Raw genomic sequence first — 15,063 nt, 5'->3', positions numbered from 1 at the left:
TAGGATTGAGAGCAACGCCATTTTAGTTAATTTTAACAAGTACAAGTGGGCAAATATTTAATGCAATTGGTATCATTATCCTTATTAAGCGTTATTATCCGTTTCTCACAACCACGAAACCTCTGCTCTATCACTTTTAGTTCCTCAAGTAATTGAGCAAACAAATCCCGCGTTAGACATGTTAAATTGTTTTCAAAGTCTTCCAGTATTTCAGGAAGCGCTTCTCGTACCGCTTTTAGACCTTTATCAATGACAATGCCATATTCGGCAAGTAGACCACGAATTTGGCTCACTAACGCTTTTCTCTGTTTCTTTATACGCTCACGTTGGCGGTGAAAATTCTGAATATCTTGTTGCTCAATGCATCTGATCGGCACAAATCGCATATTTGGTCGTGAGCCGCTTCAGTAATGCCTTCAGCATCGTTGAAATCGTTTTTATTGCCTTTTACGAAAGGCTTAACATACTGTGGAGCGATGAGTTTTACCTCGTGACCCAAAGCAATCAACTCTCGAGCCCAGTAGTTAGCACCACCGCACGCTTCCATTGCTATTAAGCAAGGCTCTAATTTTGCGAAGTAAGCCAATACTTGTTTCCTTTTTAACTGTTTTTTCTTAATCAACCTTCCCATTTTATTCACGGAAAATAGATGGAAGGTATATTTTGCTATATCAAGGCCAATCGTCCCAAGCTTCACAATCATAATCTCTATCATTCTCGCATGCTAAGGCACCATCGTAACGCCTTTTAGCTTCGTATCTAGGTTTTTTCTTTGATAAGTAAGCAGAGTTTTTAACAGATTGATGTTTATTAGAATTGTTGAATTGTTGAATAAAGTCTCTATATGTTATTGAGTCAATTTCAATCCCATCCTCTCTTAGAATAAATAAAGTTTTCTCGGTCGCAAAACTTTTCAAGTATTCGGTTTGTAAAAAACCAGCAATTAAATCTTTTGTATTCGTACATTTAATTTCGCAATCTAAATATACCTTTTCATATTTCATTGCAAACACTGACGTTTGTACAAAAAAATAAACTCAGTAAGATAATCAATTTCACTGCATATAATTTCATAATTATTCCCTTGATTGACATTAAATTCAAATCAAATTTAACAGCGCGTCAACAATCCGACAACAAGTCAATAAACAGACACTTTCAAATAGGCAATATTTCAGGCATAAAAAAAGGAGCCAAAGGCTCCTTTAATCAAACAAGGTTGAGAGTCGATTAACGACGTAGACCTAGTTTTTCAATTGTTGCTTGGTACTTAGTAACGTCTTTACGCTTTAGGTAATCAAGAAGCTTACGACGGCTAGAAACCATGCGTAATAGACCACGACGTGAATGGTGATCGTGAATGTGCTTTTTGAAGTGACCTTGAAGGTGGTTGATTTGTGCAGTTAACAAAGCAACTTGAACTTCAGAAGAACCAGTATCGTTTGCATCACGGCCGAATTCTGCGATGATTTCAGCTGTTTGAGTAGCGCTTAGTGACATAATAAACTCCAATGTTTATAAGGTTTAAATTCATGTAGCCGATCACTAATTCAGCTACACATCGAGCGCGGTATAATACCAGCAAAAATGCAACTTACAAGTTATTTCATAGCTAAATGCGATTCTGATTACCTGACTGACTTTATTCACTAAAGTAGATAAAGCATATGACTTTATCTTTATAGCGACCGGCGCTCTTGTAGCATTCTTTTAATGCACGTTCTTCGGCTTTTTCAACACTTTTATAACGGTGGCCAAAACCAAAGAAATCACGCCGTCCAATTCTTCCTACCGCAAACGCTCGGTGGCGCATTCCACCTTGTTTGAAACTCACAAAACCTGCTCTAACGACTTTGCTATAGCTTTCAAGTGACGTCGGCGCTGTTTGAGTTGTAGAACAACCACTCATTAATAGACCTAACGTTGTCACTGTTAATAAAGACATGTTTTTCATCGGGATATCATCTTTAATTCTTCCATGTAAGTGACGTGCATTCTATCGTAATTGATTAATTTTAATAGTGTTAATTTTTTAGCATCCCAAAAGATCACCTTACCATCAGCACCTGAGCTGATAATAAACTGTCCATCGCGGCTAAATTCAATATTATTGACGTTGTCGGAATGGCCATTAAATTGCTTTACTAGCGTCTTTTGTTCTAAATCCCACATCTGCATCGTTACTGAGTTTTCGTCACTTTTATAATCAAAGTGATATTGCAAAAACTCCCCAAATAACCCTTTATCTCGTCCACCGCTCACTAACAATTTGTCATCGGGACTAAACGCCAAACCATATACTGAATAGACATTACCGGAGAATGTCGAGGTTACGTCCCAGTTTTGGGTGTTCCAGAGCTTTATAGTGTAGTCATCACCACCTGAGGCCATTTTTGTACCATCATGGCTAAACACTATATTTAGTACCGCGCCAGTATGCGCATCGAGCGTATTGACTAAATTGCCATTACTGATCTGCCATATTTTAATGAGATCGTCCTCTCCTGAAGAAAGTACGTATTTGCTATCTGGGCTGTAAGTTACGCCCCAAGCGTCGCCGTCATGTTGACCCAGCTTTTTACCTTTACCTGTGTCAAAATTCCACAACCAAATAGTATCGTCAGCACCAACACTAGCGAATGACTTGCCATCAGGCGCAAATGAAGTACTCCACACGATTTGCGTATGGCCGTTCAAAGATCTTATTAACCTACCGGATTGAAGATCACATAAACGCACAACATTGTCATAACTTCCAGTCACTAAGTATTTGCCATCAGGACTAAACGCTAACGCGGGGACGCCATCAGGATGAGCTAGTTTTTGAATAACCTCACCTGTGTTTTGCTGCCAAATTTTGACGGTTTTATCATAACTCGCGCTGGCAATAAGCGGTTTTATTGGATGGGGTTTTGCGATACAAAATGTATTTTTATGGACTAAGCATGGCGCGTTAATAGACAATGGTTGTTCATAGCTTTGTGTGGTATCACACCCAGTTAATAGCGTGGGCATGGCTGTTGCGACAATTAAGTGTTTAGAAAAAATAGTCATGTTTGTTCCTCATTGGTTGAATGAACATCATGCTATGGACTTATATTCTAAAATAATATGTAAGAATGGCCACCGATATAAAACACGTGACCAATCGAGTTCATGTCCGTTGGTCATCTTAAATTACCCCTTTATCATTATTTTCGTGACAATTAAGTGAGTTATAGAGACTATAAAGTGATGACAGCTACTAACGTTAAATCGCCGATAATCCACGTAATCATCAATGTCCTGCCAATTTTTGCATTTACATTATGCTTGAGTCTGTGGCAATTAACTGACGATCAGTGGTACGAATTCTCGTACATTAATTTTCTATAATATGTGGTGGACTGATCCTTTCATTGCCTGCTATCTTTTTAAGCATCTTCACAATCTATTGCCTGTGCACCTCAATATCACAATGATGTTGAAATGCAGTGGCTTGCTGATTTTTTTATTCTATCCTTGTGCAATATTCATGAGGACGGAACAATTAATTAGCGCTCCATTTCTTATATCAACAGCTGGCGCACTCTTTGAACTGCTCTTTTTGCTGAGTGGATTTTCTCAGGGGGAAAACCGCTTTTTACAAATCATAAAATCGCTAAGTATGGATACGCTAGTTGTCGCATTGCTAGCAGCGGTTTCTTGCTATCTTGGCTTATTGATTACTTCTGATCTTGCATTATGGTCTAAAAGTAATTCGGTACCATCGTCGGTTAACTTTTCGAATGTTTATCAACATTGGCCAATATTTATTGGTCTAACCGCTCAGCTATTTACATTATTTATGTGTGGTTATCTATTTTACAGGCTCAATCGCCATGTGCTCATAAAGCGCATACTGAAACCGTTCGGGTTTATTCCTTACTCGGCTGCTGCAATTAGTTTGGCGGTGCTTTTGACACCTATTCTAATGAGTCTTTATCTTTTGCTTCCAATTAACGCGATGGGAGAACCTATTATCCCCGCCGTTGAAGCTAATCCATTTGACTGGGCAAATACTCGTGTATTTTTGACCGTATTAGTGATCAGTCTTCCTATTATTACGATAGTAGAGTGGCATCAAAAAGTAATGCCCTAGTAAGACTGAAACAGCACAATACTCAAACTGATTTACAATTACTCAAACAACAAATCAATCCCCATTTTTTATTTAATACTCTCAATAATCTTTATGCGTTATCTCGAAAAAAATCAGATCAAACGCCGGAGGTTATTCTTCAATTAGCTGAATTAATGCACTATGTAGTTTATCAAGCACAAGAGCCATTGGTACCCATTAGCCAAGAAGTCGATTACATCAATGACTACATCGGCTTACAATCCATTAGACTCGCGGACCATCGTAATATTCATGTAACTAGTCGCTTAGACGATGAACAAGCACCTGTAGCGCCTTTACTATTAATCATTTTGATAGAGAATGCGTTTAAGCACGGAATGGAATTGAGCAATAATGACGCACAACTGACCATTGATATTGCACTATCCAATAATCAGCTTGCGTTTCGATGTGTAAATTCACTATCACATAGCAGTGAAAATGCGCCGATAACCTATGGTCTTGGTCTTTCTAATTTGATTAGGCGACTGGAATTGATTTACCCACAGCGCTATCAACTTGAATTATCCGAAATGTCGCAAACATTTGTTGCACAATTGACAATAAATCTAGACTCGACAGCCTCCAGCGAGGGCAATAATGCATAAACTGTCCGTGTTAATCGTCGACGATGAGCCTTTAGCGCACGAAATTGTCATTGATTACCTAGCTGAGGTTAACTTTGTAAGCACAATTCATCAAGGATATAACGCTGCACAAGCCATTGATTTATTGCATAATACCAATTGCATTAAATATTTGCCCACTTGTACTTGTTAAAATTAACTAACATGGCGTTGCTCTCAATCCTAATAGCCAGCGATTAGTCAATCGAGCGCCTTGTTTTAGCTGATTTGCTCTACGCACAACAAGATCACTTACTTAATGCAATTGGTATAACAATGAGATTGATATAATGTTTCTCGATATTAACATGCCACGGTTCAGCGGAATCGAACTATTGCAAAGCCTTGAAACAATTCCGCAAGTTATTATCACGTCAGCACATCGACAATTTGCCCTTGAGAGTTTTGAATTGTCGGTTTGTGATTATTTACTTAAACCCTTTCGACAGGAGCGTTTTTTAAAGGCATTAAATAAAGCGGTTTATCAAATCCAACTACGCCAAAACAACGCAGGCAATGCAAAGTCTGACTCGCCAATAGCAAGAACATTATTACTCAATAGCGGTCGCTTACATCCTATTGGTAAAACCTTCAAAACATCGGTAAAAACACGATTAATTGGTTAACGTGAATTGCATAAAAAAGGCCTAGCAGACAACTGCTAGGCCTTAAATTAACTGAAACAGGTATTAGTGTTCAACCACTAAACGTTTAGGTTGTACGCGTCCTTGATTATCAATAACGCCAACGCCAATAAAGCGTGCCGCGTCACCAACGGTCATGCGTACTAACTCACCCTCACTAAAACCAGCCATAGGCACAGCATTGCCATGCAGCACGTTGACACTTAACTCGTCACTGATATGCGCGACGGGAAAGTTGTCAACGGGACTATCCATTGGCAATAGCAGAGGATCAAGATAGACCGCAGGCGATACGTCTTCATCTGTCGCTTGGTCAAATAACGCTTGTAACTTCGTTAATGAAATCATTTTATCTTGCGGATAAGTGGCGACTTCAAGACGACGCAACATAGTAATATGTGCACCACAACCAAGCATTTCACCTAAGTCGTCAATAATAGTACGAATGTAGGTGCCTTTACTCACATGAATCTCTAGCTCTAACTCGTCACCTTCATGGCGAATGAATAACAACTCGAACACTTCAATATCACGCGCTTCGCGTTCAATGGTTATACCTTGACGAGCATAGTGATACAGCGGCTTACCCTGATGCTTTAACGCTGAAAACATTGAAGGAACTTGTTTAGTCTTGCCGCGGAAAAACTCAAGCTTTTCAAGTAATGTTTCGTTGCTAAAATTGACATCACGCGTCTCAACTACTTCACCATCGCTATCTGATGTGTCAGTACGTTCACCGAGCTTTGCAATAACGCGGTAACGTTTGTCACTTTCAAGTAAATATTGTGAAAACTTGGTGGCTTCACCTAGACAAATGGGTAACATGCCCGTTGCTAATGGATCTAAAGCACCGGTATGGCCAGCTTTTTGCGCGCCATACAGTCGTTTAACTTTTTGTAGCATGTCATTTGAACTGTGACCTGTTGCTTTATCTAACAACAATACGCCGTTCAACGGACGTCCTTTACGCTTACGAGCCATTACTTGTCCTCTGACTCGCTATCAGCGTCAAGTTCAGGGTTATTTTCTTTATCTTTACGAACAGCTTGGTTCACTAAAGACGTCATTCGAATACCTTCGCTTAATGACTTGTCATAGTAAAACTTCAGCTCTGGTACGATACGCAAACGCATTGCACTGCCCATCATGCTACGCAGTAATGGTGCTTGATCGTTTAAACGCGTGATGGCTGATTTAATATTTTCAGCATCGTCATTTAAAATCGTAAAGTAAACTTTCGCGTAAGATAAATCACTTGATAGATCAACTTCGTTAATTGTAATCATGCCAAGCTCATTCGCCTTCACTTCACGTGATACGATTTGAGCTAACTCTTTTTGTATTTGCTGCGCCACACGGCGACTGCGACTAAATTCTCTAGCCATATTTTCTCCTCATGGTGCTTCTCTTTTTAAAGTTTGAGAAACACAGATGGGGGCTAAGGCCCCCATCTTAATTAATAACGTAATTTATAACGTTATAGTGAACGTTTTATCTCAATGATTTCAAATACTTCGATTTGATCACCAACTTTAACGTCGTTGTAGTTCTTAACGCCGATACCACATTCCATATTATTACGTACTTCTTGTACATCATCTTTAAAGCGACGTAGAGATTCTAATTCGCCTTCGTAGATAACAACATTGTCACGTAATACGCGGATTGGGTTAGTACGCTTAACGATACCTTCAGTAACCATACAACCAGCGATTGCACCGAACTTAGGTGAACGGAATACTTCACGTACTTGAGCAAGACCAATGATTTCTTGTTTGAACTCAGGAGCAAGTAAACCACTCATTGCTGATTTGATTTCGTTAATCAATTCATAGATGATGCTGTAGTAACGCATATCTAAGTTTTCGTTTTGAATAACTTTACGTGCAGTTGCATCAGCACGTACGTTGAAACCAAGCATGATTGCATTAGAAGCAGCAGCAAGCGTTGCGTCAGTTTCAGTAATACCACCAACACCACGGCTGATAATATTAACTTTAACTTCTTCAGTAGATAATTTCTCTAGTGAATCTGCAATCGCTGCTAATGAACCCTCAACGTCAGTTTTTAAGATAACGTTTAGTTCAGAACATTCGCCAGCAGTCATGTTAGAGAACATGTTTTCTAACTTAGCTTTTTGTTGACGTGCTAGTTTAAGGTCACGGAATTTACCTTGACGGTAAAGTGCAACTTCACGTGCTTTACGTTCGTCAGAAACCACTGTAGCTTCGTCACCCGCTTTAGGCACAGCAGATAGACCAAGAATTTCAACAGGAATACTTGGGCCAGCTGTTCTAATTTCATGACCATTTTCATCACGCATCGCACGAACACGGCCATACTCTAATCCACACAGAATAATATCGCCGTGGTTTAGTGTACCTTCTTGAACCAATACTGTTGCAACAGGACCACGACCTTTATCAAGGCGAGATTCGATAACAACACCAGCAGCATGACCTTCGTCGGTTGCACGTAATTCAAGTAACTCTGCTTGCATTAGAATTGATTCTAATAATGCATCAACACCAGTACCAGCTTTAGCTGAAACGTGACAGAACTGAACGTCACCGCCCCACTCTTCAGGAATAACGTCTAGTGCAGACAGTTCGTTTTTAACACGATCTGGGTCTGCGCCTTCTTTATCCATCTTGTTTACAGCAATAATGATTGGTGCACCAGCGGCTTTAGCATGTTCAACCGCTTCTTTAGTCTGTGGCATAACGCCATCATCAGCAGCAACAACAATGATTACAACGTCAGTCGCTTTAGCACCACGTGAACGCATCGCGGTAAACGCGGCATGTCCTGGAGTATCTAAGAACGTGATCATCGAACCATCAACGTCTACGTGATATGCACCAATGTGCTGCGTGATACCACCGGCTTCGCCAGCAGCAACTTTCGCTTTACGGATGTAATCAAGTAATGATGTTTTACCGTGATCAACGTGCCCCATGATAGTAACAACTGGCGCACGACTCTTCATATCACCTTGGTCGCCACGCTCTGCAAGTACTGAATGCTCTAATTCGTTTTCACGAACTAGTACTACTTTGTAGTCCATTTCTTCACAGATAAGCTCAGCAGTTTCTTGATCAAGCACTTGGTTAATGGTCGCCATTACGCCCATCTTCATTAAGTTTTTGATGACTTCAGTTGCCTTAACTGACATTTTAGATGCCAATTCAGATACTGAGATAGTTTCACTGATACGAATTTCAGATTTAGCAACAACGGCAGATTTATCGAAGCTTTGCTTGATAGAAGTCGGTGCACTTAATGTACCTTTTTTACCACGGCCGCGATGTGCTGGCTTAGGTGCTTCTTTTTTGCCTTTCTTCGCTTTCTTCTTACGACCGCGAGATTCTTCTTGAGAATCTTGCTTGTCTTCAGCTTCACGAGCATATTCAGAAGATGTTGTATGGTAATCAGCTTTTTTCTCAGCTTCTTTACGTGCTTTTTCTTCTGACGCCCAACGTGCTGCGTTTTCTTCAGCAAGTTTTTTAGCAGCGATAGCTTCTTGTTCAGCAGCCGCTTTAACGTTTGCAGCTAATAATTCAGCTTGACGTTGTTTTAGCGCTTCTTCTTCTTTAGCTAGTTCAGCAGCTTTTGCCGCTTCAACTGGATTTTCTTCAGCTTTAGCCGCTTCAGCGCGTGCTTTAGCTTCAGCAGCAGCTTTATCAGCCGCTTCTTTTTCAATACGCTTAGCTTCTTCAAGTTTCGCTTTTTCTTCAGCGGCTTTTTGCTGTGCGGCTTCACGAGCGATACGTGCTTCTTCATCAGCTTTTGCTTGCTCAGCTGCACGTGCTTCTTCTTCAGCTTTTGCTTGTTCAGCTAGCTCTGCTGGATCACGTTTAACATAGGTACGCTTTTTACGTGTTTCCACGTTAACAGTACGACCTTTTTCACCAGAACCTACTTTTAAGGTAGATTTCGTTTTACGTTGTAAAGTCATTTTCTTTGGCGTTGCTTCACCGCCGTGCTGACCTGATAGTAATTCAAGTAAGGCTTGCTTTTCTTCTAATGACACGCTGTCATTTGGGCTTTTCTTGAACCCTGCTTCTGCTAGTTGTTCGATAACACGTTCAACCGGTGCATCGATCTCTGTAGCCAAGCTTTTGACTGTTAATTCTGACATAGTAATAATTCCCCTTGCCGTATACCAATTTTATCTAATGTGAGATCAATCTCTTACACACTTAATATTGGTAATACTTATTCTTGCTCGTCGCTAAACCAACAAATGTTACGCGCAGCCATAATAAGCTCGCCTGCATGCTCAGCACTTAATTCTTCGATGCCTTCTAAATCATCGACGCCTTGCTCTGCTAAATCTTCTAAAGTAACAACACCTTTACTTGCCAATACAAATGCAAGATGACGCTCTAAGCCTTCCAGGGCTAATAAATCGTCAGCTGGTTCAACACCATCTAATGATTCTTCAACTTTTAATGCTGATGTAGTTAGTGAGTTTTTAGCGCGTTCACGCAATTCATTCACTAGGTCTTCATCAAACCCATCAATTTCTAATAATTCATTGACTGGTACGTAAGCGATTTCTTCTAATGAAGTGAAACCTTCGTCAACCAATACCTGAGCGAAATCTGAATCGATATCTAGCTCTTTAGTAAATACGTCAACAATCTTGTTGTCTTCAGCTGAATGCTTTTCTTTAAGCTCTGCAACTGTCATAACATTTAGGTTCCAACCAGTTAGTTGGCTTGCTAAACGAATGTTTTGACCATTACGACCAATTGCTTGCGCTAGGTTGTCTTCTTCAACCGCTAAGTCCATTGAGTTTTCGTCTTCATCGACGATTACACTAACAACTTCAGCAGGCGCCATTGCATTAATAACGAACTGTGCAACGTTTTCGTCCCACAAAACGATGTCAACACGCTCACCACCAAGTTCACCAGAAACAGCTTGTACACGTGAACCACGCATACCAACACAAGCACCAACAGGATCGATACGCTTGTCGTTACTCTTAACAGCAATTTTTGCACGTGAACCAGGATCACGAGCAGCGCCCATGATATCTAGCATTTGCTCGCCAATTTCTGGCACTTCAATGCGGAATAGCTCAACTAACATGTCAGGATGAGTACGGCTTACACATAATGATGGACCGCGGTTGTCTTCTTTGATGGTGTAAAGTAAACCACGAACGCGATCGCCTGGCCGGAATGATTCGCGTGGTAAACGGTCATCTTTAAAAATAATCGCTTCTGCGTTATTACCTAAATCGATGATTACGCTATCACGTGTGCTCTTCTTAACAACACCAGTAACTAACTCGCCAACTTGATCGCGGTATTCGTCAACAACCATTTCACGCTCAGCTTCACGTACTTTTTGTACGATAACTTGCTTAGCGGTTTGCGTTGTAATACGGTCAAATTCGATTGAATCAATTTGGTCTTCAATGAAATCACCAAGTTGCATGCTCTCATCATCAAACTGTGCAGCTGATAATGTAATTTCTGCTAATGGGTTTTCGATTTCTTCATCAGCAACAACTAACCAACGACGGTAGGTATCAAATTCACCAGTTTTACGGTCAATATCAACACGAACTTCAATTTCTTTTTCTGCTTTCTTTTTCGTTGCACTGGCTAGTGCAATTTCTAGCGCTTCAAAAATTTTCTCGCGAGGTACGCCTTTTTCGTTAGACACAGCCTCTGCAACTAACAATATCTCTTTGCTCATTTCTGCAGTCCTTCTATTTCTAATTTTTAAAATTGCGGAACGATATTAGCTTTTTTAACATTAGCCAATGCAATCGTATATTCTTGTCCATCAACAGTTAATGTAATCATTTCACCGTCAACACTAACAATTTCACCTTTAAACTTACGACGACCGTCAGTTGGCATTACCGTTTGTAACGATACTGTTTCTCCAACACGTTCACTGTAATGCTTAGCCTTAAATAAAGGACGATCTAAGCCAGGCGAAGATACTTCTAAGTTGTATTCTGTTGTAATTGGGTCTTCAACATCTAATACTGCGCTCGCCTGGTGGCTAACTTCAGCGCATGCATCAACATCGATGCCATTTTCATGGTCGATGAATAGACGTAAAATCGAATGCTTACCCGCACGGATATATTCGATACCAATTAATTCATAACCCGCAGCTTCTACCGCAGGTTCAAGCATTTCTGTTAAGCGATTATCAATAGTAGACAACACTCACTCCTAAATATTTTTCAAAACTCAAAAACAAAAAAAGGGCCTATTGGCCCAGTTTAATAGCAAACAATCAGCTTGCTTGATGTCGTACAGGTAATAAAAAACCCCGTCTAAAAAGCGGGGCTTAACACTGGACCCTATATATCAAGTTTCCTTGATAGCCAATAATCAACGTGAATCAATGATTGGACTTTATCTTTATGAGGTAATTGTTGTTGTGTTTGTTAGTTCGAACAGCCGCTCAAGAATCTAACCCAATCACTACATAAAGCAGATGGCGGAGATTATACGCCTGAAGGATAAAATATCAACCTACAATCCCCGTTCTTTAGTGAGTAATTTCACTAAAGTTTGATTTAGTCGTTGTTATTGAATCTTTATTAAATTTCCCAACTTAGAGGAAATCTCACTTAAATGTTGCGACTGAAGTACGGTCGTTTGCGCACCTTCCAAAATGGCATGGCTTTTACCGGTTATTTCATCAATATTTTCACGTAACTGACCAATGGTTGAAGATTGTTGTGTGGCTGCAGTGGCGTTATCTGAATTCAAACCATTAATGGTTTCAACCTGAGTTGTCACATTATTAAGTAATGTTGACGCACTCTGGGCATTATCAACGGTTAACATTGCTTGCTCACGACTTTCATTCATGACTTCGCTTGCTTGTGTCGCGCCAACTTGAAGCCCTTTGACCAAATCATTAATCTCACTCGTTGCTTCTTGAGTGCGTTGCGCCAGCGTTCTCACCTCATCTGCCACCACTGCGAAACCACGCCCTTGTTCACCAGCACGTGCCGCTTCAATAGCAGCGTTTAACGCTAACAAATTTGTTTGTTCAGCAATGCCGTCAATGGTGCTAATGATACCACCAATACTATCGCTTTGTGCAGACAATTGGCCAACCACTTCATTGGCTTGTGTGATATTTTCTGCTAATGCATTTATTTGTTGTAACGTTTGTTGCATGTTGGCACCACTGTCATTAATTCCTTGAGCGACTTCACTAGTAATTGATGCCGTATGATTTGCACGTAGAGAAACATCTTCACTGACGCTCATTAAATCAGTGACCGCTTGCGAAATACCATCCAAGTTAGCTTGCTGGCTGAAAATGTTCGATTCAGCTTCTTTGGCAATACTCGATGTTGTCGCAGAGTGGTGCTCTATATCGGCGGCTTGATTTCTAACGTCATTGAGTAAGTTCTCAAGTGCATCATGAAGCGTTGCAATGCCACCTGATAACTGATTAATTTCGTACTTTTCACTTTGAGCTTGCCAATTATCTAGCGTACCTTCTTTTAACGATGACGCTAACGATGTCGTATTACGTGTTAAACGGCTAATTGGGCTTGATACATTTTTATAGAGGAAAAAGTAAATAAATCCACTTACTAACAACAATACGATAAAAGTCGCTAAGCTTAATTTTATCGCTAATGCGTTAGACGCAGCCATTTTTGCAGCAATAGGTGTTACAACGGACAAACCACCAAGCACCTTTGTTTCTGACACTGGGATGCTATGACAATTCGCACAACCAGGGTGCATATTACTCATAAGTGGAACTGCGATTTTATAAAAGTCACTGTCTTGAGTGATAATAGGGTTGAGATCGCCACGAGAGAAATTATCAATGACGCTTCGCTCAAAGGATGTTTTTGTCGCCGTGATATCTTTGCCAAAAGAGGTTAAGTTTAATTTTGACTCATCCGTGAACAAACGAATTTGAGCGACATCGTCGCCAAATTTATGCGTAACCGCTAAATCGACTGCCTCAATGGTTTTAATCCAGTCTTGATGTATTTCTGCCTTTTTAACGGGATCGGTTTCTGCCGTAAATTCCTGATTAAATCTAACAGTAGACACCATAAACATCTGGGCAGTTCGTTGAATATTCTCATTACTTAATTGTTCGACGCGTTCAATAGTGTCACTGCGAAATGTAGTCACTAAGATAAAGGCAAGTCCGACACAAGCGACAACGGCGACAGCGGCGAGACGGATTAATATATTAAAATTTAACGTTGACGATTTCGGTGTCATGACGAAATTCCTTTTCCACATTGCTATTATTTAAATTGATATAGATCAATCTTTATTTCTATTTGTTAGTAACATATAAGAAGAAGTTATTAATAGCAATCACTCTTGATTAATAAACATAAAAAAACCCGTTACTAAAAAGTAACGGGTTTTATAATTTGGTGCGGATGGGGGGACTTGAACCCCCACGCCCTTTCGAGCACCAGCCCCTCAAGCTGGCGTGTCTACCAATTCCACCACATCCGCAAATATGTGATTATTGAGGTACTGAACCATTTTCAGATGCTGGATTTTCTTCAGCAACTGGCGGTTTAGCAGTCTCTACTTGCTCAGTAGCAAGATTTTCAAATTCGTCTGTTTTATTAGAACGTTCAGCTGTCAATGTGCCTAAAAATAAGCTGATGATGAAGAATAACGTTGCTAATACACCAGTACTACGGGTTAAGAAGCTACCCGCGCCTGATGAACCGAAAACTGAGCCTGATGCACCACTACCAAATGATGCGCCCATATCGGCACCTTTACCTTGTTGAATCAATACTAAACCAATGATTGCTAAGGCAACAATTAAATAAATTACAATAAGTACTTCGTACATTACAAGCTACTCTGTGCGTTCTGGCAAATTGTCATAAACTTGTCGCTAACTAAGCTGGCACCGCCAACTAATGCGCCGTTTATGTCGTTTTGCTTAAATAGTTCAGCAGCGTTTTTTTCATTGACGCTACCGCCATACAATATTCTTACTCCTTGAGCGACTTCTGCATCATATTTCGCTAAATGACTGCGAATAAAATGATGAACAGCTTGTGCCTGCTCAGGGGTTGCGCTTTTACCTGTGCCAATTGCCCATACTGGTTCATAAGCAATTACACCATTTTTAAAAGATTCAATACCCGTTAGATTTACAACGGCATCAATATCTGTAGCGATAACATCAAATGTTTTATCGTCTTCGCGTTCTTGATCTGTTTCACCAGAACATAAAATTGGCGTTATATTGTTATCTAATGCCATTTTATATTTTTCAGCGACTAATTCTGGTGTTTCTCCAAAAATAGCGCGTCGTTCTGAGTGTCCAACAATCACAAATGTCGCATTAACTTCATTAAGCATGTCTACTGAGATTTCTCCCGTAAAAGCACCTGACATTTGTTCGCTAACATTTTGTGCACCAACATTAATAACGCTATTGTTATTAATAACTTGCTGCGAAAGACTTTCAATGTATACACTCGGTGGACAAATTAAAACGTCAATGCCATCTATTGCTTGCGAATTAAATACTTGGGTAAATTCACTAATCAGTGATTTGTTCCCGTTCATTTTCCAGTTGCCAGCAATTAGCGGTGTTAATTGACTCATTCTTGTCCCCTTTAAAAGCGGAGGAGATAGTAACGATTCTT

General features: G+C 40.2%; 18 protein-coding genes and 1 tRNA gene. 4 read left to right on the top strand and 15 right to left on the bottom strand.

All coding sequences use genetic code 11. The features are described from left to right. Nucleotides 1-32: 32 nt before the first annotated feature. The 6 genes from ACMAZF_RS07435 to ACMAZF_RS07410 form a co-directional block, all read right to left on the bottom strand. Nucleotides 33-293 (bottom strand): hypothetical protein, encoded by a 261-nt coding sequence (locus ACMAZF_RS07435; protein WP_435276764.1) that lies wholly within the window; start codon nucleotides 291-293, stop codon nucleotides 33-35. Between the two features lie 20 nt (nucleotides 294-313). After that, a complete protein-coding gene (locus tag ACMAZF_RS07430) occupies nucleotides 314-715 on the bottom strand; it encodes an IS110 family transposase (protein ID WP_435276763.1) in 402 nt (133 codons plus the stop codon). Next, entirely contained in the window at nucleotides 672-1,004 is a 333-nt protein-coding gene (locus ACMAZF_RS07425; RefSeq protein ID WP_435276762.1) for a hypothetical protein, read from the bottom strand. The genes ACMAZF_RS07430 and ACMAZF_RS07425 overlap by 44 nt, the downstream gene beginning before the upstream one ends. Nucleotides 1,005-1,230: 226 nt before the next feature. Continuing rightward, the gene (gene rpsO, locus ACMAZF_RS07420; RefSeq protein WP_435276761.1) at nucleotides 1,231-1,500 is read right to left on the bottom strand and encodes a 30S ribosomal protein S15; all 270 of its coding nucleotides are present in this window, start codon (nucleotides 1,498-1,500) and stop codon (nucleotides 1,231-1,233) included. Between the two features lie 142 nt (nucleotides 1,501-1,642). After that, nucleotides 1,643-1,945 carry a hypothetical protein gene (locus ACMAZF_RS07415; protein WP_435276760.1) on the bottom strand — a complete coding sequence of 101 codons (303 nt, stop codon included), beginning with the start codon at nucleotides 1,943-1,945 and terminating at the stop codon, nucleotides 1,643-1,645. A 5-nt stretch (nucleotides 1,946-1,950) separates the two neighbouring features. After that, the gene (locus ACMAZF_RS07410) at nucleotides 1,951-3,054 is read right to left on the bottom strand and encodes a WD40 repeat domain-containing protein (protein WP_435276759.1); all 1,104 of its coding nucleotides are present in this window, start codon (nucleotides 3,052-3,054) and stop codon (nucleotides 1,951-1,953) included. 322 nt (nucleotides 3,055-3,376) lie between these two features. Here ACMAZF_RS07410 and ACMAZF_RS07405 point away from each other — a divergent pair, with 322 nt between their 5' ends. From ACMAZF_RS07405 to ACMAZF_RS07390, 4 genes are all read left to right on the top strand, one after another. Continuing rightward, nucleotides 3,377-4,120: a hypothetical protein gene (locus ACMAZF_RS07405; RefSeq protein WP_435276758.1), complete on the top strand. Its 744-nt coding sequence runs from the start codon at nucleotides 3,377-3,379 to the stop codon at nucleotides 4,118-4,120. Next, a complete protein-coding gene (locus tag ACMAZF_RS07400) occupies nucleotides 4,096-4,749 on the top strand; it encodes a sensor histidine kinase (protein ID WP_435276757.1) in 654 nt (217 codons plus the stop codon). Before ACMAZF_RS07405 ends, ACMAZF_RS07400 begins: the two co-directional genes overlap by 25 nt. After that, complete coding sequence (locus ACMAZF_RS07395; protein ID WP_435276756.1) at nucleotides 4,742-4,921, top strand: hypothetical protein; 180 nt, start codon at nucleotides 4,742-4,744, stop codon at nucleotides 4,919-4,921. The genes ACMAZF_RS07400 and ACMAZF_RS07395 overlap by 8 nt, the downstream gene beginning before the upstream one ends. A gap of 127 nt (nucleotides 4,922-5,048) precedes the next feature. Next, nucleotides 5,049-5,393 carry a LytR/AlgR family response regulator transcription factor gene (locus tag ACMAZF_RS07390; RefSeq protein ID WP_435277201.1) on the top strand — a complete coding sequence of 115 codons (345 nt, stop codon included), beginning with the start codon at nucleotides 5,049-5,051 and terminating at the stop codon, nucleotides 5,391-5,393. A gap of 63 nt (nucleotides 5,394-5,456) precedes the next feature. On the opposite strand, the gene truB is transcribed toward ACMAZF_RS07390, so the two are convergent. From truB to tpiA, 9 genes are all read right to left on the bottom strand, one after another. Beyond that, entirely contained in the window at nucleotides 5,457-6,392 is a 936-nt protein-coding gene (gene truB / locus ACMAZF_RS07385) for a tRNA pseudouridine(55) synthase TruB (protein WP_435276755.1), read from the bottom strand. Beyond that, nucleotides 6,392-6,796, bottom strand: coding sequence for a 30S ribosome-binding factor RbfA (gene rbfA / locus ACMAZF_RS07380; protein WP_435276754.1), 405 nt, complete (start codon nucleotides 6,794-6,796; stop codon nucleotides 6,392-6,394). Before rbfA ends, truB begins: the two co-directional genes overlap by 1 nt. Before the next feature lie 92 nt (nucleotides 6,797-6,888). Next, the gene (gene infB, locus ACMAZF_RS07375) at nucleotides 6,889-9,552 is read right to left on the bottom strand and encodes a translation initiation factor IF-2 (protein WP_435276753.1); all 2,664 of its coding nucleotides are present in this window, start codon (nucleotides 9,550-9,552) and stop codon (nucleotides 6,889-6,891) included. A 77-nt stretch (nucleotides 9,553-9,629) separates the two neighbouring features. Further along, the gene (gene nusA, locus ACMAZF_RS07370) at nucleotides 9,630-11,126 is read right to left on the bottom strand and encodes a transcription termination factor NusA (protein ID WP_435276752.1); all 1,497 of its coding nucleotides are present in this window, start codon (nucleotides 11,124-11,126) and stop codon (nucleotides 9,630-9,632) included. Between the two features lie 26 nt (nucleotides 11,127-11,152). Beyond that, complete coding sequence (gene rimP / locus ACMAZF_RS07365; RefSeq protein ID WP_435276751.1) at nucleotides 11,153-11,608, bottom strand: ribosome maturation factor RimP; 456 nt, start codon at nucleotides 11,606-11,608, stop codon at nucleotides 11,153-11,155. Nucleotides 11,609-11,977: 369 nt separating this feature from the next. Continuing rightward, nucleotides 11,978-13,657 (bottom strand): methyl-accepting chemotaxis protein, encoded by a 1,680-nt coding sequence (locus tag ACMAZF_RS07360; protein WP_435276750.1) that lies wholly within the window; start codon nucleotides 13,655-13,657, stop codon nucleotides 11,978-11,980. A gap of 159 nt (nucleotides 13,658-13,816) precedes the next feature. After that, nucleotides 13,817-13,903: transfer RNA gene (locus ACMAZF_RS07355), tRNA-Leu, on the bottom strand. 10 nt (nucleotides 13,904-13,913) lie between these two features. Beyond that, complete coding sequence (gene secG, locus ACMAZF_RS07350) at nucleotides 13,914-14,255, bottom strand: preprotein translocase subunit SecG (RefSeq protein WP_435276749.1); 342 nt, start codon at nucleotides 14,253-14,255, stop codon at nucleotides 13,914-13,916. Next, entirely contained in the window at nucleotides 14,255-15,022 is a 768-nt protein-coding gene (gene tpiA / locus ACMAZF_RS07345) for a triose-phosphate isomerase (RefSeq protein WP_435276748.1), read from the bottom strand. The genes secG and tpiA overlap by 1 nt, the downstream gene beginning before the upstream one ends. Nucleotides 15,023-15,063 lie beyond the last annotated feature (41 nt).

It is taken from the genome of Psychrobium sp. nBUS_13, from assembly GCF_051201665.1.
GTDB lineage: Bacteria > Pseudomonadota > Gammaproteobacteria > Enterobacterales > Psychrobiaceae > Psychrobium.
Note: the sequence above shows the minus strand (reverse complement) of the source record. Positions and strands in the feature narration are given on the sequence as shown.

Bases quoted from the DNA above. Each gene is read 5' to 3' on its own strand.
- ACMAZF_RS07430 (WP_435276763.1), bottom strand. From the start codon at position 715: ATGATAGAGATTATGATTGTGAAGCTTGGGACGATTGGCCTTGATATA.
- ACMAZF_RS07425 (WP_435276762.1), bottom strand. From the start codon at position 1,004: ATGAAATATGAAAAGGTATATTTAGATTGCGAAATTAAATGTACGAAT.
- rpsO (WP_435276761.1), bottom strand. From the start codon at position 1,500: ATGTCACTAAGCGCTACTCAAACAGCTGAAATCATCGCAGAATTCGGC.
- ACMAZF_RS07415 (WP_435276760.1), bottom strand. From the start codon at position 1,945: ATGTCTTTATTAACAGTGACAACGTTAGGTCTATTAATGAGTGGTTGT.
- ACMAZF_RS07410 (WP_435276759.1), bottom strand. From the start codon at position 3,054: ATGACTATTTTTTCTAAACACTTAATTGTCGCAACAGCCATGCCCACG.
- ACMAZF_RS07405 (WP_435276758.1), top strand. From the start codon at position 3,377: ATGTGGTGGACTGATCCTTTCATTGCCTGCTATCTTTTTAAGCATCTT.
- ACMAZF_RS07395 (WP_435276756.1), top strand. From the start codon at position 4,742: ATGCATAAACTGTCCGTGTTAATCGTCGACGATGAGCCTTTAGCGCAC.
- truB (WP_435276755.1), bottom strand. From the start codon at position 6,392: ATGGCTCGTAAGCGTAAAGGACGTCCGTTGAACGGCGTATTGTTGTTA.
- rbfA (WP_435276754.1), bottom strand. From the start codon at position 6,796: ATGGCTAGAGAATTTAGTCGCAGTCGCCGTGTGGCGCAGCAAATACAA.
- infB (WP_435276753.1), bottom strand. From the start codon at position 9,552: ATGTCAGAATTAACAGTCAAAAGCTTGGCTACAGAGATCGATGCACCG.
- nusA (WP_435276752.1), bottom strand. From the start codon at position 11,126: ATGAGCAAAGAGATATTGTTAGTTGCAGAGGCTGTGTCTAACGAAAAA.
- ACMAZF_RS07360 (WP_435276750.1), bottom strand. From the start codon at position 13,657: ATGACACCGAAATCGTCAACGTTAAATTTTAATATATTAATCCGTCTC.
- secG (WP_435276749.1), bottom strand. From the start codon at position 14,255: ATGTACGAAGTACTTATTGTAATTTATTTAATTGTTGCCTTAGCAATC.
- tpiA (WP_435276748.1), bottom strand. From the start codon at position 15,022: ATGAGTCAATTAACACCGCTAATTGCTGGCAACTGGAAAATGAACGGG.